Genomic DNA, 25,439 nt, shown 5'->3' on the forward strand with positions numbered 1-25,439 from the left:
AACCGTCATGGCGCAAGTCACCGTGGGTTCAAATCCCACACCACCGCCTGTGAAACGGCCCCTGACCAGGATCGACGGTCGGGGGCCGTCGGCTTGTCCGGCGCTCGCGGGCGGTCGTGGGTGACTTGTCAGCACCGGTGGGCGCGAACGGGACGCCCCCGCTGCTTCGGCGGCTGAGCCGTCGTTCAGCCGCCGCAGCGGGTGCGCGGGGGCTCGGAGTGTGTCAGGCGGGCCGCTGACATGATCGTGGCGCGGGCCTCTTGTTCGGTCAGGCCCGTGCGGACCGCCGCCGAGGTGAGTGCGTCCGTGAGCGTGTCGCCGAGGCCGTTCTCGTAGGCCCGGCAGGCCGCCCAGAACAGGCGGGTGTTGCGCTGGCCCTCGTGGGCCGTCAGGACGAAGTGGACCAGGCCCCGGCCGTGGCGGGGGCCGGCCGGGTCGTGGTGGGGGCCGGCCGGGTCGTGGTGGGGGCGCGCGGGTGGTGCGGGGGGCGCGATCAGGCTCAGGAGGGCGCGGGGGCAGGGGGCCGGGTCGAGGTCCGCGCTGCCCGGAGCGAGCCGGTACGCGCCTTTGGCCGTCACCGAGCCCGGTCCGACCAGGTAGCCGCCGGCGCCGCGGATGTCGATGCCCGGGGCGAGGCGGCTCGCCGAGTTGGGGACCACGACGTCCGGCGGGCCGGTCAGCCACAGGTGGCGGCCGCCGCTCGGGGTGAGGACGGTGACCGTGGGCGGCAGGGTGAACAGGTGCTGGAGCGCCAGGTGGCGCAGTTCGGCCGTGGCGTCCGCGGGTGCGTCCGCGTGTTTGACGTCGAGGTCGACGCCGATGAGGTGGTGCGGCGGGCGTCCGCACGCGATGCCGTAGCCGGTGGCCCAGGGCGCGGCCGCGAACAGGGCTCGGACGGCGGCGGGGTCGGTGGTCGCGTCGTGCACGCCGTGGCCCGGCCGGCCGCACTCTCCGTGGCAGGGGACCGGGTGCGGGTCGTCCCGGTGCGGTGAGCGCAGGGCGGGGAGCTTCGTGGCGGACAGGGGGATGACGGGGAGCCCGCGCTCTGCCGCGGACAGGGCGTGGGCAAGGGCCAGGGTGGCGGAGCGCCGGTCGGAGTTGGCCATGGACTCAGTTTCGTACATGCGTTCGAAGAAGGGAAGGGGGAAGGATTGGCTGAAAATCTGCCGGAACGCTTCCTCCCTTGCCGTGACGCGGCTTCGGTGCAGTAACCCCGCCCCCACCGCGATGAGCTGCGCCTTTGGGTGTGCGAAGGGGGTTTATCGACTTGTCCTCACGCTTGAGGGGGAATCGACCGCTGAAGGGTGGTTCGCCGGGGATTGCGTGGGCAACTCTGGAGTCGCGACGTCGAGCACAACGACCGGGGCGGTCGGCCAACTGCCTTGGAACAAGCCGTACTTCAGTGCTTCAGCACTACAGCCGCAGTTCCGTTCTTGGAGGAAATGACATGGCAAGCATCCGTACCGCCCGCGTTCTCGCCGCTGCTGCCGCCCTGCCCCTGGCCGCCGCGCTCTTCACCGGTGTCGCTCAGGCCGACAACGGCGGCTTCGCGGACGACGGATCGAACACGAGCGTCGCCACCATCATCGGCAGCGGCGTGGGCGGCGACAACTTCGGCAACTCGACCACCACGCAGCAGGTGGCCACCGGCTCCGGTGCCTCCAACCAGAACAACACCGCGAGTGTGAACGGTTCCGGGTTCACCTCGATCGGCCAGTCGAACGCGGTCGTCAACTTCCACCCCTGGTGGTACTAGCCGACATCTGGGGTCCGGCCCGACGGGGGGCATGACTGAGGGGTGAACGACGGCCTGCGCGGCGGCACTTCGGTGTCGTCGCGCGGGCCGCCGTCGTGTGTGCGGGGCGTTTCGGCTCGGGCGCCGGTCGGCCGCTCGGGCGGGCGGTGCATCCGCACGGGTGTCGCCGTGCTGTCGAGCCGACATGGGTGCCGGTCGCGTTCCGCGTCCGTGACCTTGACACGACTCCAGTTTCTGACGGACAGTCAGAAACCTTAGTCGTTCCTCCGGGAGGCCGTCGTCGTGCACCTCGCCCCGACCGAGCGGCAGCTACGGCTGCGCGCCGAACTCCGCGCGTACTTCCGCGATGTGATGCCCGACGGCCCGCCCTCCCCCACCGACACCGCCGGCCAGCGCGCGCTCCTCCGCCGGATCGGCGGCGACGGCCGGCTCGGGCTCGGCTGGCCGGAGGAGTACGGCGGACAGGGGCGCGGCCCCGACGAACAGTTCGTCTTCTTCGACGAGGCCTACCGGGCAGGCGCGCCCGTGTCCATGGTCACGCTCAACACCGTCGGTCCGACGCTGATGCGGTACGGAACCGAGGAGCAGAAGGCGTACTTCCTGCCCCGGATCCTGCGCGGCGAGACCGTCTTCGCCATCGGGTACAGCGAGCCGGAGGCCGGCACCGACCTGGCCTCGCTCCGTACGAAGGCGGTGCGGGACGGCGACTCCTGGCGGATCGACGGGCAGAAGATCTTCACCTCGAACGCCCAGAACGCCGACTGGATCTGGCTCGCCTGCCGCACCGACCCTGAAGCCCCCAAACACCGGGGCATCTCCATCTTCCTGGTCCCGACGGACGCGCCGGGCTTCTCGTGGACGCCGATCGAGACCGTCGGCGGGCTGACGACGACGGCGACGTACTACGACGGGATCCGCGTCCCGGCCGGGAACCTGGTCGGGGAGGAGAACGGCGGCTGGGGGCTGATCACCAACCAGCTCAACCACGAGCGGGTCGCGCTCGCCGCGATCGGGATGCAGGCCGAGGACTTCTACACATCCGTGCTCTGCCGGGCCGCCGCACCCGATCAGGTGACGGGGCGGCGCCGCATTGACGAGCCGTGGATACGGATCCGAGCCGCCGAGGCACACGCCAGGCTCGCGGCAACGCGCCTGCTCAACTGGCGTTTGGTGGGGGATGTGGGGGCGGGCCGGCTGGCCCCCGGCGACGCGAGCGGGGTGAAGTTCGCGGGAACCGAATCGGCGGTGGAGGTGTACCGAATATGTCAGGAGATCGCGGGCGGGGCGGGGCTGGTGAGGGCGGGGTCGCCGGGAGAGTTCGACGGCGGTGAGCTCGAGCGGATGAACCGCGCCGCGCAGATCAACACCTTCGGGGGAGGGGTGAGCGAGGTGCAGCGCGAGATCGTCGCGACGATGCGGCTCGGCATGAGCGGTACGAAGAGGGATCGGGGGCGGCCGTGAACGACATCCACGACCGGCTGAAGGTGTACGAGGGGCGGGCGGCCGCCATCGCGGGCGTCGGCAAGGACCTGGTCAACGAGCCCATGATCAGGCACTGGTGCGAGGCCATGGGCGACACCAACCCGGCCTACGAGGGTCCGGAGGCCGTCGCGCCGCCGACCATGCTCCAGGCGTGGACGATGGGCGGTCTCTCCGGGCACACCGGCCGCTCCGACGCCTACGACGAGCTGCTCGCGCTCCTCGACGGCGCCGGATGCACCTCCGTGGTCGCCACCGACTGCGAGCAGGAGTATCTGCGGCCGCTGCGGCCCGGCGACGCGATCACCTTCGACGCGGTGATCGAGTCGGTGTCGGAGCGCAAGACCACCAAGCTCGGGACGGGGTACTTCGTCACGACCCGGATGGACGTCCGCGCGGACGGCGAGCTCGCGGGCACCCACCGCTTCCGCATCCTCAAGTACGCACCCGGGGCACCGAAACCGACGGCGACGACGGCCACGACGGCCACGGCGGCGACGACGGCCACCACGGCGACGAAGGCCACCACGGCGACGACGGCCACCACGGCGACGACGGCCACCACGGCGACGACGGCCACCACGGCGACGAAGGCCAGGCGGCCCCGCCCCGTGATCAACCGGGACAACGCAGGGTTCTGGGAAGGCGTCGCCGCGCACCGCCTGCTCGTCCAGCGCTGCGGCGACTGCGCGACACTCCGCTTCCCCTGGCTGCCGGGCTGCAACGCCTGCGGCTCGCGGGAGTGGGACAGCGTCGAGGCGAGCGGCGCCGGGACTGTCTTCTCGTACGTGGTGATGCACCACCCGCCCTTCCCGGCCTTCGACCCGCCCTACGCGGTCGGTCTGATCGAACTGGCCGAGGGCGTCCGGATGGTCGGCAACGTGGTCGGGGTGCCGTACGACAAGGTCCGGATCGGGGTGCCGGTCCGGCTGGAGTTCCTCCGTGTGGACGAGGAGCTGGAGCTGCCGGTGTTCCGGGCGCAGGACGGGGGTGAGGGCTGAGATGGACTTCACGCCCACGGAGGAGCAGGCCGCGGCGGCGGAGCTGGCGGCGCGGATCTTCGGCGATCTTGCCACGCACGAACGGCTCACGGCGGCCGGCACGGGCACGGACGCCGAGCTGTGGAAAGCGCTGTGCGCGGCCGGACTGCCGGGCGCGGTGGAGGAGACCGGGCTGCTCGGCCTGGTGCTGCTCGCCGAGGAACAGGGGCGTACGACGGCCCAGGTGCCGTTCACGGCGAGCTGTGTGTACGGCCTCCTCGCCGTCGCCCGGCACGGTACGGACGAGCAGCGCGAGCGGCTGCTGCCCGGGCTCCGGGACGGTACGACGGTGGTGACGGCGGCCTTCCCGCCCGCCGGACACGTCCGGGCCGAAGCGGACGGCAGGCTCGTCGGGACCGTGGAATGGGTGCCGTGGCTCAGGGACGCCACGCACGTCCTCGTACCGGACGACGAAGCCGCCCTCCGGCTGATCCCGACGGCCGAGGTCGCCGTGGTGCCCGTCGAGCTCACCGCCCCCTGGGCCGCCGGACGGCTCGTCCTCGACGGCGCCCGCGGCGAGCGGATCGGCGGCGCCGGGGCCTGCGCGGACGTGCTGACCGCGGCCCGGATCGCGTTCGCCGGGCTCCAGGCCGGGGTCTGCGCAGGGTCGCTGGCCCGGGCCGTCGCGTACACCTCGGTACGGGAGCAGTTCGGGCGCCCGCTCTCCACCCGCCAGGCCGTCCAGCTCCGCGCCGCCGACGCCTACATGGACACGGAGGCGATCCGGGTCACCGCCTACGAGGCGGCCTGGCGCCACGACCAGGGCCTGCCGGCCGCCGAACACGCGCTGACCGCCGCCTGGTGGGCGTCCGAGGCGGGCAAACGGGTCGTCCACGCGGGACAGCATCTGCACGGCGGCATGGGCGCCGATCTCGACCACCCGGTCCACCGGCACTTCCTGTGGGGCAGGCAGCTCGACGCCTATCTCGGCTGCGGCACAGAACTCCTCGCCGAACTCGGCGACATGATCGCGAACGGAGACCTGTCGTGAAGGCCGGGGACGCGCTGCCACCGCTGACCATCCCGATCACGCGCACCCTCATCGTCGCCGGTGCGGTCGCCTCACGGGACTACCAGGACGTGCACCACGACGCTGAGTTGGCGAGGAAGAAGGGCTCTCCCGACATCTTCATGAACATCCTGACGACCAACGGCCTGGTGGGGCGGTACATCACCGACCACTTCGGCCCCAGGGCCGTGCTCCGGAAGGTGGCGATACGGCTCGGGGCGCCCAACTACCCGGGGGACACGATGACGTTGACGGGGACGGTGACGGACGTCGACGGGGGCACGGCCCGCGTACGGGTGGTCGGCGCGAACGGGCTCGGTCACCACGTCACGGGCACGGTGACGGTGACACTCGGCCGTCCGGACCCGGACCCGGACCCGGACCCGGACCCGGGGCCGGTGCTGGAGCGGGAGCAGGAGCAGGAGCCGAAGGGGGCGGGCGCATGAGCATCCGCAGGGCCGACCGTCTCGGCGGCCGGGCGGCCATCGCCGGCATCGGGGCGACCGAGTTCTCCAAGGACTCCGGCCGCAGTGAGCTCACGCTCGCCGTCGAGGCCGTGCACGCGGCCCTCGACGACGCCGGGCTCACCCCCGCCGACGTCGACGGCATGGTCACCTTCACCATGGACACCAGCCCCGAGATCACCGTCGCCCAGGCGGCCGGTATCGGCGAGCTGTCCTTCTTCTCCCGCATCCACTACGGAGGCGGGGCCGCCTGCGCCACCGTCCAGCAGGCAGCCCTCGCCGTCGCCGCCGGGGTCGCCGACGTCGTGGTCTGCTACCGGGCGTTCAACGAACGCTCGGGGCGCCGCTTCGGCTCCGGGGTCCAGCAGCGCGAGCCCTCCGCCGAAGGCACCGCGCTCGGCTGGCAGCTCCCCTTCGGCCTGCTCACCCCGGCCTCCTGGGTCGCCATGATCGCCCAGCGGTACCTCCACGCCTACGGGCTGACCCCGGAGGCCTTCGGCCACGTCGCCGTCACCGACCGCCGGCACGCCGCCCGCAACCCCGCCGCGTACTTCCACGGCAAACCGATCACCCTCGCCGACCATGCCGCCTCGCGCTGGATCGTCGAGCCGCTCCGGCTCCTCGACTGCTGCCAGGAGACCGACGGCGGACAGGCGATCGTCGTCACCTCCGCCGAACGCGCCCGCGACCTGCGCCATCCGCCCGCCGTGATCGTCGCCGCCGCTCAGGGGGCCGGCCGCAACCAGGAGGCGATGACCAGCTTCTACCGGGACGACCTGACCGGTCTGCCGGAGATGGGCGTGGTGGCCGGGCAGCTGTGGCGGAACTCAGGGCTGGCACCGGGCGACATCGACGTGGCCATCCTCTACGACCACTTCACTCCGTTCGTCCTCATGCAGCTGGAGGAGTTCGGCTTCTGCGGGCGGGGGGAGGCGGCCGACTTCGTCGCGGCGGACGCGGTGCCGCTGAACACGCACGGGGGACAGTTGGGGGAGGCGTATCTGCACGGGATGAACGGCATCGCGGAGGCCGTGCGCCAGGTGCGGGGCACGTCCGTGAACCAGATACCCGGCGCGGCCAGGACACTGGTCACGGCGGGCACCGGGGTCCCCACGTCCGGACTGATCCTGGGCACGGACGACTGAGAGCCGGGCCCACGCTTCGGGCCTCCGGGACCCGCTCCGGGGGCCTGACCCGGCCGGTCTGGGGGCCTGACCTGCCCGGCCCGGGGGCCTGACCTGGCCGGCCCGGGGGCCCGACCCGCCCGGCCCGGGGGCCTGACCCGCCCGGCCCGGGGGCCCCACCCGCCCGGCCCGGGGGCCCGACCCGGGCCAGCTCCGGAGCCCGACCCGGGCCAGCTCCGGAGCCCGACCCCAGCCGGCTCCGGGGCCCGACTCGGAGCCCCCGACTCGGAGCCCCCGACTCGGAGCCCCCGACCCAGGCCCCCGATCCGAGCCACGGTCCGAGCCCCCGACCCGAGCCCCGACTCCGTGCCCCCGACCCGAGCCCCGCCCCGAGTCCCCGACCGGAGGCTCCCGCTCCGGGTCCTGCCTCCGAGGTCCGACCCTGAGGCTCTCGTCTCCCGGACTCCACCTTCAGGAGGTCCAGCTGTCCCCACCCCTACAACCTGAGGCGGAGTGCGGGTCGGGACCTGGGGCCGATCCCCGGGCGGGTCGCCGCTCCTAGCGTGGAGTCATGACTCCGCCACCTCCTGGCCCCGTCTGCGCCGGCGCCTCCACGGCCGCTCTCGGGACCGCCGTGACGACCGCCGGCTACCCGTCGTTCTCCTCGTACGTCCGGGCCCGTGGGCCCGTCCTCCTGCGCACGGCGCGCTCGCTCACCGCCAACCCGAGCGACGCCGAGGACCTGCTGCAGACCGCCCTCACCAAGACGTTCGTCGCGTGGGAGCGGATCGAGGACCACCGCGCCCTGGACGGGTACGTCCGCCGGGCGCTGCTGAACACCCGGACGTCCCAGTGGCGCAAGCGCAAGGTCGACGAGTTCGCCTGCGAGGAGCTGCCGGAGCCCGCCGGACTGCCCGAGCCGGACCCGGCCGAGCAGCAGGTGCTGCACGACGCCATGTGGCGCGCGGTCATGAAACTGCCCGACCGCCAGCGGGCGATGGTCGTGCTGCGGTACTACGAGGATCTCAGCGAGGCGCAGACGGCCGAGGTCCTCGGGGTGTCGATCGGCACCGTCAAGAGCGCCGTGTCCCGCGCGCTCGGCAAGCTCCGCGAGGACCCGGAGCTGTCCCCGGTGCGCTGATCCCGCGCCCGGATCCCCGCCCGGATCCGCGCTCAGATCCGCGCCCGGGTCCCCGCCCGGATCCGCGCTCAGATCCGCGCCCGGATTCCGCGCCCGGATTCCGCGCCCGGATTCCGCGCCCGGATCCCGCGCCCGGATCCCCGCCCGGATCCGCGCCGGTCCGTGCCACTCCTGCTCCGACCCGGCCAGGAGCGCACGACATCCGCCAGCGATCACTGGCAATTTCCCTACTCCCGGGTAGTGACATACCGAGCGGTACGTGCGCAGAATCTCCACACCCTTACTACTGCCACGTAGCGCCCACCGGGAGGACGCCGTGCTGAGCACCATGCAGGACGTACAGCTGACCGTGACCCGCATCCTGAGGCACGGGATGACGATCCACGGGAAGTCACTGATCACCACCTGGACCGGTGAGCCCGAGCCGCAGCGCCGCACCTTCGCGGAGACGGGAGCCCGCGCGACCCAGCTGGCGAACGCCCTGCGCGACGAGCTCGGCGTGACCGGCGACCAGCGTGTCGCCACCCTCATGTGGAACAACGCCGAGCACGTCGAGGCGTACTTCGCGATCCCCTCCATGGGCGCGGTCCTGCACACCCTCAACCTGCGGCTTCCCCCCGAGCAGCTGGTCTTCATCGTCAACCACGCCGTCGACCGGGTCGTCATCGTCAACGGCTCCCTGCTCCCCCTCCTCGCGCCGCTCCTCCCTCACCTCCCCACCATCGAGCACATCGTGGTCGCGGGCCCCGGCGACCGCTCCGTCCTGGACGGCGTGGCGCCGCGCGTGCACGACTACGACGAGCTGATCGCCGGCCGCCCCACCACCTTCGACTGGCCCGAGCTGGACGAGCGTTCGGCCGCCGCCATGTGCTACACCTCCGGAACCACCGGCGACCCCAAGGGCGTCGTCTACTCCCACCGCTCCATCTACCTGCACTCCATGCAGGTCAACATGGCCGAGTCGATGGGCCTGACGGACAAGGACACGACCCTGGTCGTCGTCCCGCAGTTCCACGTCAACGCCTGGGGTCTGCCGCACGCCACCTTCATGACCGGCATCAACATGCTCATGCCGGACCGCTTCCTCCAGCCGGCCCCGCTCGCCGAGATGATCGAGCGCGAGAAGCCGAGCCACGCGGCCGCCGTCCCCACCATCTGGCAGGGCCTGCTCGCCGAGGTCACCGCCAACCCGCGCGACCTCTCCTCCATGAAGCAGGTCACCATCGGCGGCGCGGCCTGTCCGCCCTCCCTCATGGCGGCGTACGACCGGCTCGGCGTCCGCCTCTGCCACGCCTGGGGCATGACGGAGACCTCCCCGCTCGGCACCATGGCCCACCCGCCGGCCGGGCTGACCGAGGGGCAGGAGTGGCCGTACCGCGTCACGCAGGGCCGCTTCCCCGCCGGCGTCGAGGCCCGGCTCGTCGGCCCCGGCGGCGAACACCTGCCCTGGGACGGCGAGTCGGCCGGTGAGCTGGAGGTGCGCGGCACCTGGATCGCGGGCTCGTACTTCGGCGGCATCGACGGCGAGGCGATCCGCCCCGCCGACAAGTTCAGCGAGGACGGCTGGCTGAAGACCGGCGACGTCGGCGTCATCAGCCCGGACGGCTACCTCACCCTCACCGACCGCGCCAAGGACGTCATCAAGTCCGGCGGCGAGTGGATCTCGAGCGTCGAGCTGGAGAACGCGATCATGGCGCACCCGGAGGTCGCCGAGGCCGCCGTCGTCGCCGTACCGGACGAGAAGTGGGGCGAGCGCCCGCTGGCGACCGTCGTCCTCACGGAGGGCTCGACGGCCGACTTCGTGACGCTGAGGGACTTCCTCGCCGAGTCGATCGCCAAGTGGCAGGTGCCGGAGCGCTGGGCGATCGTCCCGGCGGTGCCGAAGACGAGCGTGGGCAAGTTCGACAAGAAGGTGATCCGCAAGCAGTACGCGGACGGCGAGCTGGACGTGACCCAGCTGTAGTTCCCGACGAAGGAGGGGGAGCGGCGAAGGCCGCTCCCCCTCCTTTCAGTTCGTGCTCAGTTGGTGCCGATCTTCGCGAGCAGGTCGACGATCCGGGCCTGCACCTCGTTGCTCGTGGAGCGTTCGGCCAGGAAGAGGACCGTCTCGCCGGAGGACAGCTTCGGCAGCTCCTCCTCGTCGAGCCCGGCGGAGGTGTAGACGACGAGCGGCGTGTGGTTCAACTGCCCGTTCGCCCGCAGCCAGTCGATGATCCCGGCCCGGCGGCGGCGCACCTGCATCAGGTCCATCACCACCAGGTTCGGCCGGATCTGCGTGGCCAGCGCGACCGCGTCGGTGTCCGCCGCCGCCCGCGCCACCTGCATCCCGCGCCGCTCCAGGGTCGCCGCGAGCGCCTGCGCGATGTCCTCGTTCTCCTCGATGAGCAGCACGCGCGACGGGTGCTGCTCGCTGTCGCGGGGCGCCAGCGCCTTGAGGAGTACGGCGGGATCGGCGCCGTACGCCGCCTCCCGCGTCGCCTGTCCGAGCCCGGCCGCGAGCAGCACGGGCACCTCGGCGGCGACGGCGGCCTGGCGGAGCGACTGGAGCGCGGTCCGGGTGATGGGCCCGGTCAGCGGGTCGACGAAGAGCGCGGCCGGGAAGGCGGCGATCTGGGCGTCGACCTCCTCACGGGAGTGGACGATCACCGGGCGGTAGCCGCGGTCGCTCAGCGCCTGCTGCGTGGCGACGTCCGGCGCCGGCCAGACAAGCAGGCGGCGCGGGTTGTCCAGCGGCTCCGGGGGCAGTTCGTCGTCGACGGGCTGCGGCAGCGGCTTGTTGGCGACCTCGACCGCGCCGCCGGGACCGTCGAGCGGCTCGGGGCCCTCGGCGGCGCCCGCGGCGGGTGCCCCTATGGCGTAGGCACGGCCTTCGGGGGCCGCCGGAGCGAGCGGGGCCGGCTTGGGCTGCGGGTGCGGCTTGGCGGCGGGCTCCGCTGGAGCGGCAGGTACGGGCGCGGGGGCCGGGACAGGGGCCGGACGGTCGCCATCGGGCGGGGTGGCGAGCTTGCGCCGCCGTCCGGAGCCGTTGCTCTGGCCGTTCTGCGTACCGGTCGGCGGAGTACCGCCCTGCTGAGCACCGATCTGCTGGGCGAAGGGCACGCCCTGCCCGAGCGTCCGCACGCTGAACGCCCGCCCGCTGTGCGTCGCGTCCTTCGGCGGGGCAGGCGGCGCGGACGGTACGGGCGCCGGTACCTCGGGAGGCAGCGGTACGGATCCGGTCCCGGTACCGCCCCCGGACCCGGTGCCGGTACGCGTCTCCTCGGAGACGCCCGGTCCCCGGCGGCGACCGGTCGGCTCGGGCAGCGGGTGGGGCTGCGGAGGCGTGTGGTCGGCGTCCGGCGCGGACCGCGCGGCGTCGTGCTGCCCCTCGTCGCCCACCGGCATCGGCTGAGGAAGAGGCATGGCCTGCGGTGCGGGTACGGCTTGCGGCGCGGGTACGGGCTCCGGAGCGCGATCCGCGTCGGCCGGAGGCAGCGCGAACGGCGTACGGGGCCCGGCCTCGGCGGCCGCGGTCCGCTCCTGCGCGGCGAGCGCCCGACGAGCCCGCCGACCGGTGGGCCGGTCCTCGGTCGCCTGATCGCCACTCCCCACCGCGGGAAGGGCCGCCCGGGCGAGGGCGGGGGCGGGAGCCTCGGCGGGGGCACCCTGGGCGGGTACGGGAACACCCTGCGGGGGTACGGCCTCCCCGAGCGCTGCCCGTCCCTGCGCGCCTTCGGCGGCCGTCACCACGGCTCCCTCGGCGGGCCGGCCGCGACGCCGGCCGGTCGGCTCGACAGCACCGGCGGCGCCCGAGCTCTGGGCGGGGATCAGCTCGGCGGGGGCGGCGGCCGGAGCCTCCGCCGTACGACCTCGGCGACGGCCGGTCGGCTCGACGGCACCAGCACCGGCAGCACCCGCAGCACCGGTTCCGGGGCTGTCGGGGGCCACCGCGCTCTCCAGGAAGGCATCGGTGGACGCCCGCCGGGCGCGGCGCCGTCCGCCGCCCTGGGTGTCCGAGGCCTGCGCGGGCAGCGCGAGCGCCCCACCGGCCTGAGCGCCATCGGTCTCGGGCTGCGGTTCGGGGGCGGGAGGCGCGGCGACCGTGCCCTTGCCGGCGCCGAGCGGCACCTCCAGGACGTACGCGCTGCCGCTCGTCCCCGGAACCTCGTGCGTCTGCACCACACCGCCGTGCGCGGCCACGATCCCGCGCACGATGGGCTGGTGGACCGGGTCGCCGCCGGCGTACGGCCCGCGCACCTCGATCCGTACGACGTCCCCGCGCTGCGCCGCGGCCACCACGATCGTCGAGTCGGCGTATCCCGCGCCCGGTACGACCCGGGCCTTGCCGGTGGAGTCGACGCCGGCCACGTCCGCGACGAGGTGCGCGAGCGCGGTCGCGAGCCGTCCCGCGTCCACCTCGGCCTCGATCGGCGGGGCGTGCACGGCGAACTGGGCCCGGCCGGGCCCGATGAGCTCCACGGCCCCGTCGATACCCGCGGTCACGACGCCGTCGAGCGGGACCACGGACTTGCCGAGGGTCTCCGTCCCGGCGTCCAGCCGCTGATAGCCGAGGACGTTGTCCACGAGGGTGGTCATCCGGGCGTACCCGGCGGCCAGATGGTGCAGCAGCTGGTTGGCCTCCGGCCACAGCTGGCCCGCGTCGTCGGCGGCGAGCGTGGAGAGCTCGCTCCGCAGCTCCTCCAGGGGCCCACGCAGCGACTCGCCGAGGACGGCCGTCAGCTGCTCGTGCCGGGCGACCAGGGCCTCGTTCCGGTCCTTCTCCCGCTTCACCTCCTCCGCCTGGCTCTTCCTGAGCTCGGCGAGCTCGGCGGCGTGCTTCTCGGTGAGTCCGGTCAGCTCGGCGGCGTGCTCCTCGGCGAGCTGCTCGTACGGCCGGCGGTCGGTGAAGGTCATCACCGCGCCGACGAGCTGGTCCCCGTCCCGTACCGGCGCGGTCGTCAGGTCGACCGGCACCCGCGAACCGTTCTTCGCCCACAGCACCTGCCCGCGGACGCGGTGCTTGCGCCCCGACTTGAGGGTGTCGGCGAGCGGCGACTCCTCGTACGCGAACGGCTCGCCGTCCGCCCGCGAGTGCAGGATCAGCGGGTGCAGCTCCTTGCCGCCGAGATCGCTGGCGCGGAAGCCGAGGATCTGCGCGGCGGCGGGGTTGACGAGCACGACCCGCCCGTCGGTGTCCGTGCCGACGACGCCCTCGGCGGCGGCGCGCAGGATCATCTCGGTCTGGCGCTGCGAGCGGGCGAGTTCGGCCTCGGTGTCGAGCGTGCCGGTGAGGTCGCGGACGACGAGCATGAGCAGCTCGTCACCGGTGTAGGCGGTGTACGAGTCGTAGGCCTCGCGCCCGTCCTCCAGGCTGGCGCTGGTCACCTCGACGGCGAACTCGCTGCCGTCGGTACGCCGGGCGATCATCCGGGTCGGCTTGGTGCGGCCCTGCTCGTCGGTGCCCTCGGGGCGCCGCATGGAGCCGGGGATCAGCCGCGAGTCGAAGCCGGGCAGCAGATCGAGCAGCCCGCGCCCGACGAGCGCGGTGCCAGGGGTCTCGAACATGCCGAGGGCGATGGTGTTGGCGTTGACGACCGTGCCGTTGCAGTTGACGAGCACGAGGCCGTCGGGGAGGGCGTCAAGTATGGCTGCGAGGCGAGCAGCGCCTCGGGATGGCCTGCTGCTCACGACGACGCTTCCTCCCTGACCCACTGCACCTTGCCCGGCTGGCCGGCCCCATCTTGCCCCTCGGGCCGCAGCCTGTCACTGCAAGGAGTCTAAGGGCAGCCCTGGCGGTCGCGGGGGGAGGTCTCATGCCCGCGGCAACATCCGAACGTCATCCTCACCTCATCCCCGCACGCGGGGAAGCACGGGCTCCAGGTTCTCCCAGCGGTCGATCTCGCATCCGTTGGCCCGGGAGAAGCGGGCGTCGACGGTGTCGCCCCGCCACTCGCCGGTGACGCGGGCGAGGACGGCACCGCCGTACACCTGTGTGCAGAAGGCGTCCTTGGGGACGGGCTTGAAGGGGTCCTGTCCCTCCTTCGCGAGCGTGGCGAGGCGTGCGCAGGCGCGGTGGGCGGCCGGGTGGTTGCCGCCGGGCTTCCCGCCGCAGTCGAGGCGGTACGTGCCGTCGGCGTTCGGGTGCCCGCTCTTGCTGATGGTCACGGTGAGCGCGCCGGGCGACGACGGCGCGGCGGGTGACGACAGCAAGGGCAACGGCGGCACGGGCCCGAGCCCGACGGCGCCAGCGGCGGTGGTGGCGAGGGTGGCGAGTACGAGGTGGCGCAACATACGAACTCCAGGGAGGCGAGTGGGGGCCATGGGCTCGGGCCCGTCTCCTCTAACGCTCCGTACTGCCGTTCGTTGCGCAAGCGGGATGGGCCGAGGGGCTTTGCTCTCGGCCCCGGAGGGCTAGTACGGTGAGAAGCGATTGGTGACACCCGGCTCGCCTGTGTCATCATCTGCACGCACCACTCGCGCCTGCGCGGGGTGCGAGGAGGCGTCGCCTAGTCCGGTCTATGGCGCCGCACTGCTAATGCGGTTTGGGTCTTAAAGCCCATCGAGGGTTCAAATCCCTCCGCCTCCGCCCCACACCGAAGCCCCGGCCCACACGGCCGGGGCTTCGGCCGTTTCCGCCCCGCCGCGGGCCGCTCGGAGTCACCCGTCCGGCGGACGTGGCGGAGCGCCGCGGAAGCCCCTGGATGGCGTTTTCGCAGGTCAGATGGGGTCTGGCTAATGGATTTCGCGCTACGGCGCAGGTCATGTAATGTTGTCCACGCAACGCCGACCGGCAAGAAAAAAGCCGAGAAGCACAAGCACTCGTAGCTTAACGGATAGAGCATCTGACTACGGATCAGAAGGTTGCAGGTTCGAATCCTGCCGAGTGCACACAGGTCAAAGGCCCCCTGGACATCATCCAGGGGGCCTTTGACATCAGCGGGTGACATCAACGCGTACGGCCGGACGGATCAGGCGGCCGACGACTCCTCGGGCTCCTCGCCCTCTCCTTCCTCGCCGGCGTCGTCAAACCCCAGCGCGTCATCCATCCGATCGGCTGCTGCCTTCAGCGTCGTCGGCATGACGTGGGCGTAGGTGTCGAGCGTCATCGTGATCGTGCTGTGCCCGAGCGTCTCCATGATGGTCCGGGCGTCCACACCCTGTGCAAGGAGGAGCGAGGCGCACGTGTGGCGCAGGTCGTGTACCCGGACCCTCCGTACCTTCGCGTTCGTGCAGAGGATCGTCAGCATCCGGTTCAGGCTCCGGGGGTCCGTGGCCCGACCGGTCGACGTGGTGAAGATGAGACCGGTCGGCTGGTGGTCGAGCGGCTTCCACTTCTCGCCGGCCACCTTCCGCTCCTTCTCCTGGGTGGCCCGGTGGGCGGTGAGCGCGTCCACGCACCTCTTCGGGAGCGAGACGGTACGGATCGACCGTGCGGTCTTTGGGGTGCCGAAGATCAGTTCCCGCTTGATCCGCTGAAGGTTCCGCCGGACCCGGAGCTGCCCGGCGGCGAGGTCGACGTCCGCCCACGTGAGACCGAGGACTTCCCCACGACGGAGGCCGGTGGACACCAGCAGCAGCCACAGGGCGTAGAGGCGGTGTGGGCGGGCGGTCTTGAGGAGCAGCCGGGCTTCACCTGCGTCCAGCGGGTGCACTTCCTCGCGCTTCACGGTGGGGGTCTCCACGATCTTGGCGACGTTGCGGGCGATCAGTTCCTCACGGACTGCCTGCTGAAGGGCCGAGCGGAGCACCGCGTGGACGTACTGCACGGTCCGAGCCGACGGCCGGCGCTCGCAGCACTTCCGTACTGCGCAGCAGGTCTGCTCGTCCGTGGGGCGGGCGGCGTCCACCCCACGCAGGCAGCACAGGCACCCGTCCTTGAACGCGGCGAGGAACAGGCGGACGTCCGTGGGGGAGAGACGGTTGAGTCGCTTCTTCCCGAGCGCGGGCCTGATGTAGAGCCGCGACAGTCCCTCGTAGCTGTTGAGCGTCGCGGGCTTGAGCCGGGTCGGAGCGATGGCCGCGAGCCAGTACGTCAGGTAGTCCCCGAAGGCCATGGCAGACGTGGCGGCCGGGATGCCCTGGCGGGTCTTGTCCTGCATCTCGATGAGCTTCCCGCTCACCTCGTCCCGGCTCCGGCCGTAGACGAACTTCCGCGTCCGAGTGCCGTCCGGCCGGTAGACGTATGCGGCGGCCTGGTAGCGGCCGTCCGAGCGCTTCGTGATGGTGCCTTCTCCGTTGGCGCGCCTCTTGGCCATCAGGCAGCCTCCTCAAGCTTGTTGCGCATGTACTCGTGCAGGGCGTCCAGGGGGATGCGGCGGGCGCGTCCCTCGGTGTAGCTGGGCAGAGCGCGGGACCGGATCAGGTCGTAGATCTTGCTGCGGCTCAGCTTCAGAGCGGTCATGGCTTCCGGAACGGTGACCGCGACGTGAGTGGTGGGAAGCGTGAGTGCCAACGCAGCCTCCATCGGCGGTTGGTGGGGCCTCTTGGCCCCCTTCTGGAGAGTCCGCTACATCCGCTACGCCGCTACATCGCAGGTCAGCGGCGGGTTTTGTGTAGCGGGAAGGTCGGGTGTAGCGGCTACGGCTCGCTCACGGCGGCCCCGCGTGGGGCGTCCGAGGCGTGGCGGCGTAGCCGCTACATCGGGAGTCGCCGCTACGCGAAGAGGGGGTCTGAGCTGGGCTGTAGCGGCGTAGCGGCTGTAGCGGCCTCCTGGGGAGGCGGGCAGTACCGCGTCCAGGCGTCGAGGAGATCCTTGGCGAAGTAGCCCTTGAGGACACCGCCGGCGGTGCGGATGTTCCGGGAGGCGATGGGCTCGTTGTCGCCGGTCATGTACTCGCCGAGCATCTTGGACATGCGGCGGTTGTCGAGGGGCTTGCCGTGGAGGTCTGCCCACGGGGCGTCTTCGAGGGCGTTGAGCCGGTCGAGGATGGCGACGGTAGGCAGCTTGTCCAGGCCCACCAGCACGTGGTCGCGCAGGTCGGTGAGCAGCCGGATGCCGAGTGAGCCCTTGTCGTTGGTCTGGGACGCCTTGACCAGCTCGGCGCAGGCGGCGCGGGCACGCTCGGGCCAGTCGCCTCCGGCTACGTCCGCGATGGCGAGCAGGGGTTCCCACACGTCGGCCGGCCGGTCGGTGACCCCGTCCGGCATGGCCGGGCGGATGCCGCCGACGCGGTCGCGGACCTGGTCGGCCCACTTGGCGAGGCGGTCGCGGATGGCGTGGCCCTGCTTCTCGTGGTCGCCGATCCGGTAGGGCTCGACGAACTCGTTCCGGGCCCGGCGGCGCATCCGGATGATGACGGACCGCGTCAGGATCGTGTCCGGCAGGGAGCCGAGTCCGGCGACGGCCACGGCGCAGTACGAGGGGAAGCCCTGCACGGTCTGGTTGGAGCCGTCGCCGACGCATCGGTACATGAGCCGTCCCCTGCGGTGTCCGGCGTTCAGGAAGCCCCGGAGCTGCTCGTTCTCCCCCGCCTTCGGCCCGAACACGGTGTCGATCTCGTCGAAGATGATCGTGGGCCGCTCACCCTCCACGCCGGACACCGCCCGGAAGAGAGCGGAGGCGGAGGCGTCCACGGCGGCCATGCTGTTGGGCACCAGGGTCTCCATGATCTCCAGGGCCCGGGACTTGCCCGACCCGGGTTCCGGGGAGAGGAACGCGATGCGGGGCGTGGAGTCGAACGCGTCGATCAGGTGGGCGTGGGCGTCCCACAGCACCACGGCGACGTAGGCGGCCTCGCGGGGGAAGACGTTGAACCGGCGGTGGAACTGCTCGACTTCGGCGAGCAGGGCGGCGCCGTCGATGGGCTGCACGCTCACGCGGCATCCCTCCCTTCGGTGAGCGGGACCACGGCCCCGGTGCAGGCGGTCTTGTGGGCGGTGTACTCGGCGACCAGGGCCGCCACGGTGTTCAGGCCGGTGGCGGTGCCGGTCTGCCCGCAGGCGCAGGCGTACGCGGCGTTCGGGGTGCCGTCGGTGCGCTTGGACCAGCGGGCGCCGTCGTAGTGCGACCGGTAGACCGGAGCCGCGTAGATCCGGATTCCGGGCTGATCCGGCGTCGGGTCGCCGGGGTTCGGGAGAAGAGCAGAAGCGACGCCTTCGGCGACGACCTTCGAGGCGCCCACGGCCCGCAGGTGCCGGGGCTGCTCGGCGACGACCGGCCGGTCCGTGGTCGGGGTGATGCTTTTCAGGCGGGGATTGGGGCGGTCGCTCATGCCGTCTCCCGGGGCCGGGCGTTACGGATGGACCAGTTCAGAGCGCTGCGCAGGGTCGAGCGGCACTCGGCCGGCCGCAGTCCCGCCGACTCCCCCGCCGCCTGAAAAGCCTCCTCAACCGTGTGCCGGTCGAGGTCGCCCCACGCGACGAACCGCCCCACGGCGCGTGCGGCCCGGAACAACTCCGCCTCCCTGTGCCCCTCCTGGGAGGAAGCGACGGCGGCGGTCTCCCGTTCCAGCACCACGTCCGCGTACCGGGTCGTCCGGCTCGGCATGGACAGCACAACCGGCCGTACGGGCTTCTGAGGGGGCGTCAGGGTCTCCAGGAGCCACGCGGGGATTTCAGCAACCGGGAGAGCTCCCGCGACGGTGTACGGGCCGTTGGGGACGATGGAGCCGGGGGCGACGACGTAGCCGCCCCATGCCCGGGTGTCGACCTTTCGGGCGAGCGTGCCCGCCGTCGACCTCAGCCGGACACCGGCCGGGGCGGTGAAGTACAGGTGCTCTCCACCGCTCGCGGTCCGCACCCGGTAGGTCGACGGGACGGGCTGTCCGGCGCGCTCGCAGAGCGCCTTGAAGGAAGTGGCGCCGTCAGGCGTTCCTTCTTCGTCTTTCGGCTTGAGCGTGTCGAGGTCGACCACGAGCAGCCCGGCCGGGCCGGTGGCGATGCCGACGTTGTACGGCCGCGTCGTCCACGCGGCCTGGATCAGGTCCGGGTCGAGGGTGGCGCGCTGCTCGGGCACGAGGTGCCCGGCCGCGCACCGGCCGGTGCGGGGGCAGTTCGCTTCGGCGTGCCCGGCGGGGCGCTTGTCGCCGGGGCGTAACGGGAACACGGGCCAGCCGCGTTCGGCGGCGTCCAACGCTGCGTGGAGCAGCGCGGGACGGGGGTCATGGGTCATGCTGGGTGTCTCCAGTTCTGTGAGAAGCACTGGTTGACGAGAGCGGCCCGGTCTTGGCGGACATGTGGGGCCGCTCTCGTGCTGCTAGGCGGCGAAGAGGCCGCTCTGTCCCGGCTTGGGGCCGACGTCGTGGACGGCGGCCGGCGGGGAGTTGGTGGTGACCGGGGTAGGGACGGTCAGGCGCCGGTCGGTGAGGGGGCCGTCGTTGTGGAACCGCCACGTGCCCGCGTCGTGCTGCGGCCGGTCCGGCCCGGGTTGGGTGTAGCGGCGGGGCTCGTCTGGGTGGGCGGCGTTCCACTCCTGCGCGCACACCTTGTGGACGGGCTCGCTGGCATGGGATCGCATCGGGGTGAGCCCGCCGCACAGGCAGCACGGCAGGTCCCGGCTGTGGTCGAAGTGGCGGGCGTCGCCCCAGTCGAGGAGGGAGGCCATGGCGGGTCAGAAGGGCGGTTCGTCGCTGTAGGCGTTGCCCCACGGGTCGAGGTGGGGCTGACCGGGGCGCGGGCGCCTGGGGAGCGGGAGGAGGAGCCACTTGCGGTACCACTCCCAGCAGTGGCAGGGGTCCCAGTCGGTGTCGACGTACTCGCCGGCCTCGTCGCCGTACTGGACGTAGTGGCCGCCCTCGCCCTGGCAGTCGGGGCAGTGGGGGCGGGGTGTGTCGGTGAGGAACAGGGCCTTGCGGGGCCACTCCTCCACTCGAATCCGAAGCCGCAGCATGTCACTCCTCGTAGTTGGGGGTGTGAGGCAGGGAGGGAGGCAGGCGGTACCGCCGGACACGCCTTTGGAGGGTGTTCCGGGGTGGTGAGCTGGGGTTCCTCCCTGACTCCCTGATCGTCTGTTCGTGCTGGTCAGGTACAGGGATGCGGGTCAGGGAGGCGGTCAGGGAGTTCTCCCTGCCTCCCTGCCGCCTCCCTGCTACGAGGTCGCGCTCTCGGGGCTCTCGCCGTCACGCTGAGCGAGCGCATTCGCGACGCGGAGGCCGTCGACGACCATGCGGCCGTCGGACTTCCGGGGCGCCGCGTCGGCCGCTTCCAGGACCTGGCGCAGGTCCTGGAAGGTCCACTCGCGGTACTCGCCCGGGTTCTTCTGGGCGAGCCGCTGAAGGACTTCCTGCGTGAGCATCTTCGGCGCGTCTCCGAGCACGCTCGCGATGTCGGCGAGCGCGTCGACCGTGTCTGCGGACGGCTCGACGGCCGTCGCGGTGGTGATGCCGTCGCGCAGGTCCTTGGCGCGCCGGGCGATCTGCGCGGCGCCGTCGTCGTCGATGTAGTGGGTGCGGATGGTGATCGATGCCTGCCCGGCCGGGATGGTGACGCCGTCGGAAGCGACGACGAGCGTTCCCTTGTCCAGCCCCTGGCGCAGCATGTGCGGGGCGGCGCCGCCGTCGATGGCCTTGTCTCCCAGCGCCATGCGGGCCTGCGAATCGGTGCCCAGAACGAGCGAGGCACGCGTGTGGGCGCCCTCGCGGACGAGCTTGGGCAGGTTCTCGTCGGTCGGGTCCTGCGTGCCCTGCCACAGCAGCACGTCCACGGCCCGCCCCTGGTTGTGGATCTTCCGTACCGCCTGGAAGTAGCGGGATGTGGCCTTGGTACCGCCGTATTGGCGCTTGTCCTTCCCGATGGCCGGGCACATGAACGCGACCTGCGCCTCATCCACGATCAGGATCAGCGGCGAGAACGTCGCGCCCTTCTGCGCCATCATCCGGCGCTCCATCTCCTTCACACCTGCTTCGACCATCTCGGTGGCGTCGATGACGTGTTCGTCGGTCGGCCCCTGGATCAGGACGGTGGCGAGACCGTTGAACATGGCCCAGTCACCGATGCCCTTGAGGTCGGCGATGCGGAACTCCACCGTCTTGTCGAGCGCGAGCCAGAGCGCGAGCGCACGCAGGGCGGCGGTCTTGCCCTGGTTCGACAGACCCGTGATGAGCTGGTGTCGCTGATACAGACTCAGAGCGGCGCCGTCCCCGCGCAGGTCCTGACCCCACGGCGCCTTGCCGGTCTTGTAGTTGGCGGTAGCGGTCTCGTCCAGGACGAGCGGGGACGGGCCGATCGGCTCGTCCAGCGCGCCGGAATCCGCGATCCACAGCCGCACGGTGCGGGCCGCTTCGGGGATGGTGATGAACACTTCGTGCTCGTGGCGGGAGAGGTTCTCAGCGAGCTTCTTCCGCCGCTTCTGGATCTCCTCCGTGGACACCCCGGACGGGAGGGTGACGTCGACCTCGACGCCGCACCCGGCGATCCGGATCGGGCCGAGCATCGCGGCCCCGGCGTCGCCCATCTCCTTGATGGCCTTGCGCAGTGTCGCGATGCCGAGATCCCGCAGGGCGGTGACCACGATGGACGGGGTGATCGGCGCCCCGGCGTCGTTCGTGCGGTCGCCCACGGGGAGGGCCCACTGCGGGGCGGCGCCACGGTGCCGGCCGACCGCCCACACCCCCGCCAGCGCCAGCCACGGCCCGACCGCGACCAGCGGGCCCCACAGGATCGTGACCAGGGTGACGAGCAGCCGGATCAGCTCGATCAGGGCCATGAGCGGGGTGAACACGTCGGAGGCGTCCTTGTTCGCTATGGCCAGCGCGACCCCGATCGCGATTAGCGCGCCGAGCGAACCGCCGGCGCCGTAGGCGGCGCCCTTCACCAGCTTCTCCGGGGCCATGAGCAGGTCCATGCGGCGCCGGTGGCGCTGCTCGCGGAAGCGACTCAGGCGCTCCTCCCACTCACCCGCCACCTGATAGTTTCCCGCGGCTTCCGCCGCGCGGAGCAACCGCTCGTAGCGGGCACCCGTGCGGCCGTCCCACGCCCGCCGGGTGACGATCCTCGTTCCGCCGATGACGTACGAGCCGTGCCGGACCACGGCACGGCCGGCGCCCTTGGTGCGGTCGTGCTTCACCGCGCCGACCACCGCGCGCCCGGTGCGCTTCCACACCCTCACCGGCTTGACCGACTCGGACGGGACCGTGACCGGGGCGGTGGACTCTTCGGTCTGGGGGTCTTTGAACAGGGGGATGACGTTCTCGGTCATGCTGGTCTCCTGCTGCTGCTCGATTGGGTGGCGGTGCAGGGCCCGGGGCGGTCGGGATGCTTGGCGGCTGTCGGCCGCCCCGGGACACAGCTACTTGCGCTTCTTCTCCTCGCGCTCCGCACGCTTGCGGGCGCCGTCGAGAATCCGGTCGACCTTCCGTTCCAGGTCGCTGCGGTCGACGCTCTCGCTCGCGATGCAGCGCTTGGCCATCCGGGCCACGAGCAAGGCAATCCGGGCGTTCTCGCCGACCGTGAGCTTGGGGTAGTTCGGGTCCGGCGCCGCCATCACTTGGCCTCGCCGTTCATCTCGGCGGCCTCGATGATCAGGGCGTGGTCGAACGCGAGCTGCGGCAGGTCGTTCAGGGGCCACCACTCGGCGCGGGTCGCGTCGTCGCCGGCCTCGACGATCGTTCCGGGGATGACGGTCAGGTGGTAGGCGACGGTGACGTACCGGCCGCGCGGGTCACGGTTGGGCTCGTCGAACACGCCGACGTGAGTCAGCTCCTCTGGCGCCGCGTGCACGCCGGCCTCTTCGGCGAGCTCACGGGCAGCGGCGGCGCGGCTCGTCTCGCCGGGGTCGACGTGGCCACCGGGCAGCGCCCACTGTCCCTTGAAGGGGTCCCAGCCACGCTCGATCAGCAGGACGTACCCGTCGGTCGTGGTGACGACAACATCGGCGGTGTAGCGAATGGTCTCGATCGTCTCGGTCATGTTCTCTGTCCTTCGTTGGGTTGGGGGCGCCGGAGGCGCGATCACTTGGCTTCGGCGGTCAGCTCGGCGGCCTCGACGATCGCGGCGGCGGTCGCGAGCCGCGCCCACACGGCCGCCTGCGCGACGATGTCCGGGTTCAGGTCGAGCGGGTGCTGACTGGTCAGGAGGTGTTCGGCGCGGGCGCGGTAGTCGTTGCTGTCCACAGCGGTGCGTCCCTTCCGGGGCCGGACTGTCCGGCTCCCCTCACCGCCCGAGCAGGTCGGGCGGATCGGGCAGCCATCAGGCGGGCCGCAGTTCGTGGCTGTGGCACAGGACCGGGGCGATGAGCAGGCTGATTCCGGCGACCGTCCAGCGGCCGGCCGTGAGCGGGCCGGGCGGGACCTCGTCCACGATCCGGCCCGTCCGCCCCACGGCGCGGGGGTCGTCCTCACACGCGAGGATCAGCACCTTGTCTCCGGTGGAGAACACGGTCACCGCCCTTTCCGGCGGGCCTTGCGCACCGTCTTGGCTGCGGCCTTGCCGTCCGAGCCACCGACGGACTTCACGACGGTGACCACGCCCCAGGTGAGGGCAACGGCGAGGAACGCAAGCAGCGCGAGGTTCGCGGCGATCGCGGTGAGCGCCCCGACGAGCAGCGGGCCGAAGTAGACCCCGGCGGCGACCGCGCCGGCGCCGACACCGGAGCCGAGCGCGACCCGCTGAACCGTCCGGTCCGGCGGCGCCTGGTGAATGTGCTGATGCACGACCTGCGGGGCGGCGGTCGGCGAGTGGATGGCGGGCAGGTGGTCGGCGTAGGCGTAGGTGCCGTCCGGGAGCCGCACCACGGGGGCGGGCTCGGGCAGGTTGCTCACGGCTGTGTCCTCTCTGACTGCTGCTCGGGGTAGGCGCAGGGGGTGCACATGCCGAGCGACGGCGGGATGCGGTACCCGGCGTCACGACGGCAGGTTGGGCAGACCCGGCGGACCGCGTTCGCCCTGGCCAGCGCCGCCCTCTTGGCGGGGGTCATGGGGCGGACCGGCTTGGCCTGGTCGATCCGGTACAGGTAGGCGACCAGCGGCCCCCGCTGACGGCGAGGCCTTTCGAGCTGCGCCACGACCGGCTGACCCCCCGGACGTAAGCCCCGGGCACGGAGCTGCCGGAACGTGGCCAACCCGTCCGGGGCGAGGCGCCACGGGTAGACAGGGATGGCGCCCATCAGCCCACCGCGACCGGCTCAGGAGCCTGCACGGTGGCCCGCTCGGCCCGCAGGGTCTCGCGCAGCATCCGCGCCTTGTCCGGGGACGTGCGCAGCGCCTTACGGATACCCTCGGCCGTCAACTGCTCGACCGGCCACGACTCAGTCAACTGCCGCGCCTCAGAAAGCAGTTCATCGGCCGTGCGGCGCGGGCGGGTCGATCGGGCAGCGTCCGGGACCCGACCGGTCGCCCGACGCGGAACCGACTGCTCGGCCGCGACCACACGACCCGCGACCCGATCGGTCGACTCCGCATCGAGCGGAGAATCGACCTCCTCGGACCGCTCGACGGCGACCGGCCCGACCAGCGCGGGGACCGGCTCCAGGACAGGTTCGGCCACGTCAGAGGTAGACCGTTTCGTGCAGATCTGAGTCGATTTCTCCACATTCGTGGGGTCGATCGGTCGATGGTGCAGGACCTTGGCGACCAGATCGGAGCCGAAGTAGATCGACCCGACCGGAAGCGACGTGGCGAGCAGGACGAGCAGCCAGTTGACCGCGTCCCAGTCGGCCAGCCGCGTCCAGTCGACCGACTCACCGTGAAGCTCCGGCACGAGACCGTGCACGAAGTTGAGCACCAGCGAAGCGGCGGTGTAAGCGGCCAGGACCCGCAGCGCGAACCGCTTGTCCGCCCGATCGGTCAGCACGAGCGTGGCGACCAAGGCCAGGGCCATCAGGCCGTCGACCACGAACGGGTAGAGCGTCGCTCCGGTCTCGTCCGCGCCGACGGCCGTGGCCACGTCCCGCAGGGCGTTCCATGAGACACGGAACGCCATGCCGACCACGGCGACCAGCGCGAGGACGAGCAGCGTCTTGCCGGCGCGGTTCACGCCGCCTCACCCGAACCGAGGCGGTTCGTGAGGTCGCGGCGGGCCGCCATGACCTTCTTGCGGGCGCGGCGGATGCGCCGCTCGTCCAGCACCGTGGCCGGGCGGTCGATCGTCATGATCTCCGCGTCGAGCAGGTCGACCTCCGCCAGGATCAGCGGCATCTCCTGCTCGATCGCGTCCAGCTCCGCGTCCGACGGCTCACCGTCGAACGGGACGGCCGTAACAACGGCCTGAAGTGCAGCGATGGACTTCATTGGGTGTGTTCCTCTCAGACAGGAACGGCCCGAACCGAACCCCCGGAGTTGGCCCTCCGGGGGTTCTCGCCGTTGGAACCATCCGGCTCCCCTCCACCCCGCCCGTACGGCCAGAGCCGGACGGGCGGGGGAGGCAACCGACCGCAGTGGCGAGCTGCGGAGAGATTGGGTGCGCGGACCTCGGCCGCGCCGGCCGCCTTGTTGTTCCTAAGGACAGGCGGCGAACCCTCATCACGCTGTTCAGTTCTCAAGCACCTGGCGCTGCCATCGAGCCGACCCGCCTAC

Annotated in this window: 27 protein-coding genes and 2 tRNA genes; 10 read left to right on the top strand and 19 right to left on the bottom strand. The window is 72.0% G+C overall.

Annotation, left to right across the window (positions count from 1 at the left end; all coding sequences use genetic code 11):
- Positions 1–185 precede the first annotated feature (185 nt).
- Positions 186–1,106: a bifunctional DNA primase/polymerase gene (locus tag ACFV9D_RS09845; protein ID WP_385143550.1), complete on the bottom strand. Its 921-nt coding sequence runs from the start codon at positions 1,104–1,106 to the stop codon at positions 186–188.
- 341 nt (positions 1,107–1,447) lie between these two features.
- On the opposite strand from ACFV9D_RS09845, the gene ACFV9D_RS09850 reads away from it, so the two are divergent.
- From ACFV9D_RS09850 to ACFV9D_RS09885, 8 genes are all read left to right on the top strand, one after another.
- Positions 1,448–1,756: a hypothetical protein gene (locus tag ACFV9D_RS09850; protein ID WP_385143552.1), complete on the top strand. Its 309-nt coding sequence runs from the start codon at positions 1,448–1,450 to the stop codon at positions 1,754–1,756.
- 282 nt (positions 1,757–2,038) lie between these two features.
- The gene (locus ACFV9D_RS09855) at positions 2,039–3,217 is read left to right on the top strand and encodes an acyl-CoA dehydrogenase family protein (RefSeq protein WP_385143554.1); all 1,179 of its coding nucleotides are present in this window, start codon (positions 2,039–2,041) and stop codon (positions 3,215–3,217) included.
- A complete protein-coding gene (locus tag ACFV9D_RS09860; RefSeq protein ID WP_385143556.1) occupies positions 3,214–4,236 on the top strand; it encodes a bifunctional MaoC family dehydratase N-terminal/OB-fold nucleic acid binding domain-containing protein in 1,023 nt (340 codons plus the stop codon). Before ACFV9D_RS09855 ends, ACFV9D_RS09860 begins: the two co-directional genes overlap by 4 nt.
- A 1-nt stretch (position 4,237) precedes the next feature.
- The gene (locus tag ACFV9D_RS09865) at positions 4,238–5,266 is read left to right on the top strand and encodes an acyl-CoA dehydrogenase family protein (protein ID WP_385143558.1); all 1,029 of its coding nucleotides are present in this window, start codon (positions 4,238–4,240) and stop codon (positions 5,264–5,266) included.
- Positions 5,263–5,730, top strand: coding sequence for a MaoC family dehydratase (locus tag ACFV9D_RS09870; protein WP_385143560.1), 468 nt, complete (start codon positions 5,263–5,265; stop codon positions 5,728–5,730). Before ACFV9D_RS09865 ends, ACFV9D_RS09870 begins: the two co-directional genes overlap by 4 nt.
- Entirely contained in the window at positions 5,727–6,893 is a 1,167-nt protein-coding gene (locus ACFV9D_RS09875) for a lipid-transfer protein (protein ID WP_385143562.1), read from the top strand. The genes ACFV9D_RS09870 and ACFV9D_RS09875 overlap by 4 nt, the downstream gene beginning before the upstream one ends.
- Before the next feature lie 550 nt (positions 6,894–7,443).
- A complete protein-coding gene (locus tag ACFV9D_RS09880) occupies positions 7,444–8,013 on the top strand; it encodes a SigE family RNA polymerase sigma factor (RefSeq protein WP_385143564.1) in 570 nt (189 codons plus the stop codon).
- A gap of 316 nt (positions 8,014–8,329) precedes the next feature.
- Positions 8,330–9,976 carry a long-chain fatty acid--CoA ligase gene (locus ACFV9D_RS09885; protein ID WP_385143566.1) on the top strand — a complete coding sequence of 549 codons (1,647 nt, stop codon included), beginning with the start codon at positions 8,330–8,332 and terminating at the stop codon, positions 9,974–9,976.
- A 56-nt stretch (positions 9,977–10,032) separates the two neighbouring features.
- On the opposite strand, the gene ACFV9D_RS09890 is transcribed toward ACFV9D_RS09885, so the two are convergent.
- Complete coding sequence (locus ACFV9D_RS09890; RefSeq protein ID WP_385143568.1) at positions 10,033–13,680, bottom strand: PAS domain-containing protein; 3,648 nt, start codon at positions 13,678–13,680, stop codon at positions 10,033–10,035.
- A 159-nt stretch (positions 13,681–13,839) separates the two neighbouring features.
- A complete protein-coding gene (locus tag ACFV9D_RS09895; protein ID WP_385143571.1) occupies positions 13,840–14,283 on the bottom strand; it encodes an SSI family serine proteinase inhibitor in 444 nt (147 codons plus the stop codon).
- A 204-nt stretch (positions 14,284–14,487) separates the two neighbouring features.
- Between ACFV9D_RS09895 and ACFV9D_RS09900 the strand changes: the two genes are divergently transcribed.
- Both ACFV9D_RS09900 and ACFV9D_RS09905 read left to right on the top strand, forming a co-directional pair.
- A tRNA-Ser gene (locus tag ACFV9D_RS09900) sits at positions 14,488–14,578 on the top strand.
- Between the two features lie 229 nt (positions 14,579–14,807).
- A tRNA-Arg gene (locus tag ACFV9D_RS09905) sits at positions 14,808–14,880 on the top strand.
- A gap of 80 nt (positions 14,881–14,960) precedes the next feature.
- Here the strand turns inward: ACFV9D_RS09905 and ACFV9D_RS09910 are convergent.
- From ACFV9D_RS09910 to ACFV9D_RS09985, 16 genes are all read right to left on the bottom strand, one after another.
- Positions 14,961–16,247 carry a tyrosine-type recombinase/integrase gene (locus tag ACFV9D_RS09910; protein ID WP_385143573.1) on the bottom strand — a complete coding sequence of 429 codons (1,287 nt, stop codon included), beginning with the start codon at positions 16,245–16,247 and terminating at the stop codon, positions 14,961–14,963.
- The gene (locus ACFV9D_RS09915) at positions 16,247–16,444 is read right to left on the bottom strand and encodes a helix-turn-helix domain-containing protein (RefSeq protein WP_385143575.1); all 198 of its coding nucleotides are present in this window, start codon (positions 16,442–16,444) and stop codon (positions 16,247–16,249) included. The genes ACFV9D_RS09910 and ACFV9D_RS09915 overlap by 1 nt, the downstream gene beginning before the upstream one ends.
- Positions 16,445–16,644: 200 nt before the next feature.
- The gene (locus ACFV9D_RS09920; protein WP_385143577.1) at positions 16,645–17,808 is read right to left on the bottom strand and encodes a DUF3631 domain-containing protein; all 1,164 of its coding nucleotides are present in this window, start codon (positions 17,806–17,808) and stop codon (positions 16,645–16,647) included.
- Entirely contained in the window at positions 17,805–18,203 is a 399-nt protein-coding gene (locus ACFV9D_RS09925) for a hypothetical protein (protein WP_385143579.1), read from the bottom strand. Before ACFV9D_RS09925 ends, ACFV9D_RS09920 begins: the two co-directional genes overlap by 4 nt.
- Positions 18,200–19,102, bottom strand: coding sequence for a bifunctional DNA primase/polymerase (locus ACFV9D_RS09930; RefSeq protein WP_385143581.1), 903 nt, complete (start codon positions 19,100–19,102; stop codon positions 18,200–18,202). Before ACFV9D_RS09930 ends, ACFV9D_RS09925 begins: the two co-directional genes overlap by 4 nt.
- A gap of 84 nt (positions 19,103–19,186) precedes the next feature.
- A complete protein-coding gene (locus ACFV9D_RS09935) occupies positions 19,187–19,534 on the bottom strand; it encodes a hypothetical protein (RefSeq protein ID WP_385143583.1) in 348 nt (115 codons plus the stop codon).
- 6 nt (positions 19,535–19,540) lie between these two features.
- A complete protein-coding gene (locus tag ACFV9D_RS09940) occupies positions 19,541–19,819 on the bottom strand; it encodes a hypothetical protein (RefSeq protein WP_385143585.1) in 279 nt (92 codons plus the stop codon).
- Between the two features lie 198 nt (positions 19,820–20,017).
- Positions 20,018–22,126 (bottom strand): ATP-binding protein, encoded by a 2,109-nt coding sequence (locus ACFV9D_RS09945; RefSeq protein ID WP_385143587.1) that lies wholly within the window; start codon positions 22,124–22,126, stop codon positions 20,018–20,020.
- Between the two features lie 90 nt (positions 22,127–22,216).
- A complete protein-coding gene (locus tag ACFV9D_RS09950; protein WP_385143589.1) occupies positions 22,217–22,411 on the bottom strand; it encodes a DUF6257 family protein in 195 nt (64 codons plus the stop codon).
- Complete coding sequence (locus tag ACFV9D_RS09955; protein ID WP_385143591.1) at positions 22,411–22,836, bottom strand: NUDIX domain-containing protein; 426 nt, start codon at positions 22,834–22,836, stop codon at positions 22,411–22,413. Before ACFV9D_RS09955 ends, ACFV9D_RS09950 begins: the two co-directional genes overlap by 1 nt.
- 41 nt (positions 22,837–22,877) lie before the next feature.
- Positions 22,878–23,039, bottom strand: a complete 162-nt coding sequence (locus ACFV9D_RS09960; RefSeq protein WP_385143593.1) for a hypothetical protein — start codon at positions 23,037–23,039, stop codon at positions 22,878–22,880.
- A gap of 76 nt (positions 23,040–23,115) precedes the next feature.
- Positions 23,116–23,304 carry a hypothetical protein gene (locus tag ACFV9D_RS09965; protein WP_385143595.1) on the bottom strand — a complete coding sequence of 63 codons (189 nt, stop codon included), beginning with the start codon at positions 23,302–23,304 and terminating at the stop codon, positions 23,116–23,118.
- A 2-nt stretch (positions 23,305–23,306) separates the two neighbouring features.
- Positions 23,307–23,687: a DUF6251 family protein gene (locus tag ACFV9D_RS09970; protein WP_385143597.1), complete on the bottom strand. Its 381-nt coding sequence runs from the start codon at positions 23,685–23,687 to the stop codon at positions 23,307–23,309.
- Positions 23,684–24,031: an RRQRL motif-containing zinc-binding protein gene (locus ACFV9D_RS09975; RefSeq protein WP_385143599.1), complete on the bottom strand. Its 348-nt coding sequence runs from the start codon at positions 24,029–24,031 to the stop codon at positions 23,684–23,686. The genes ACFV9D_RS09970 and ACFV9D_RS09975 overlap by 4 nt, the downstream gene beginning before the upstream one ends.
- Positions 24,031–24,900: a DUF2637 domain-containing protein gene (locus ACFV9D_RS09980; protein WP_385143601.1), complete on the bottom strand. Its 870-nt coding sequence runs from the start codon at positions 24,898–24,900 to the stop codon at positions 24,031–24,033. Before ACFV9D_RS09980 ends, ACFV9D_RS09975 begins: the two co-directional genes overlap by 1 nt.
- On the bottom strand, positions 24,897–25,154 hold the full coding sequence (locus ACFV9D_RS09985) for a DUF6284 family protein (RefSeq protein WP_385143603.1): 258 nt from the start codon (positions 25,152–25,154) through the stop codon (positions 24,897–24,899). Before ACFV9D_RS09985 ends, ACFV9D_RS09980 begins: the two co-directional genes overlap by 4 nt.
- Positions 25,155–25,439: the final 285 nt, after the last annotated feature.

The organism is Streptomyces sp. NPDC059875 (assembly GCF_042731085.1).
In the GTDB taxonomy this organism is placed as follows: Bacteria; Actinomycetota; Actinomycetes; order Streptomycetales; family Streptomycetaceae; genus Streptomyces.

Bases quoted from the DNA above. Each gene is read 5' to 3' on its own strand.
- ACFV9D_RS09925 (WP_385143579.1), bottom strand. From the start codon at position 18,203: ATGAGCGACCGCCCCAATCCCCGCCTGAAAAGCATCACCCCGACCACG.
- ACFV9D_RS09955 (WP_385143591.1), bottom strand. From the start codon at position 22,836: ATGACCGAGACGATCGAGACCATTCGCTACACCGCCGATGTTGTCGTC.
- ACFV9D_RS09935 (WP_385143583.1), bottom strand. From the start codon at position 19,534: ATGGCCTCCCTCCTCGACTGGGGCGACGCCCGCCACTTCGACCACAGC.
- ACFV9D_RS09910 (WP_385143573.1), bottom strand. From the start codon at position 16,247: ATGGCCAAGAGGCGCGCCAACGGAGAAGGCACCATCACGAAGCGCTCG.
- ACFV9D_RS09945 (WP_385143587.1), bottom strand. From the start codon at position 22,126: ATGACCGAGAACGTCATCCCCCTGTTCAAAGACCCCCAGACCGAAGAG.
- ACFV9D_RS09985 (WP_385143603.1), bottom strand. From the start codon at position 25,154: ATGAAGTCCATCGCTGCACTTCAGGCCGTTGTTACGGCCGTCCCGTTC.
- ACFV9D_RS09950 (WP_385143589.1), bottom strand. From the start codon at position 22,411: ATGGCGGCGCCGGACCCGAACTACCCCAAGCTCACGGTCGGCGAGAAC.
- ACFV9D_RS09875 (WP_385143562.1), top strand. From the start codon at position 5,727: ATGAGCATCCGCAGGGCCGACCGTCTCGGCGGCCGGGCGGCCATCGCC.
- ACFV9D_RS09930 (WP_385143581.1), bottom strand. From the start codon at position 19,102: ATGACCCATGACCCCCGTCCCGCGCTGCTCCACGCAGCGTTGGACGCC.
- ACFV9D_RS09975 (WP_385143599.1), bottom strand. From the start codon at position 24,031: ATGGGCGCCATCCCTGTCTACCCGTGGCGCCTCGCCCCGGACGGGTTG.
- ACFV9D_RS09895 (WP_385143571.1), bottom strand. From the start codon at position 14,283: ATGTTGCGCCACCTCGTACTCGCCACCCTCGCCACCACCGCCGCTGGC.
- ACFV9D_RS09850 (WP_385143552.1), top strand. From the start codon at position 1,448: ATGGCAAGCATCCGTACCGCCCGCGTTCTCGCCGCTGCTGCCGCCCTG.
- ACFV9D_RS09865 (WP_385143558.1), top strand. From the start codon at position 4,238: ATGGACTTCACGCCCACGGAGGAGCAGGCCGCGGCGGCGGAGCTGGCG.
- ACFV9D_RS09940 (WP_385143585.1), bottom strand. From the start codon at position 19,819: ATGCTGCGGCTTCGGATTCGAGTGGAGGAGTGGCCCCGCAAGGCCCTG.
- ACFV9D_RS09845 (WP_385143550.1), bottom strand. From the start codon at position 1,106: ATGGCCAACTCCGACCGGCGCTCCGCCACCCTGGCCCTTGCCCACGCC.
- ACFV9D_RS09880 (WP_385143564.1), top strand. From the start codon at position 7,444: ATGACTCCGCCACCTCCTGGCCCCGTCTGCGCCGGCGCCTCCACGGCC.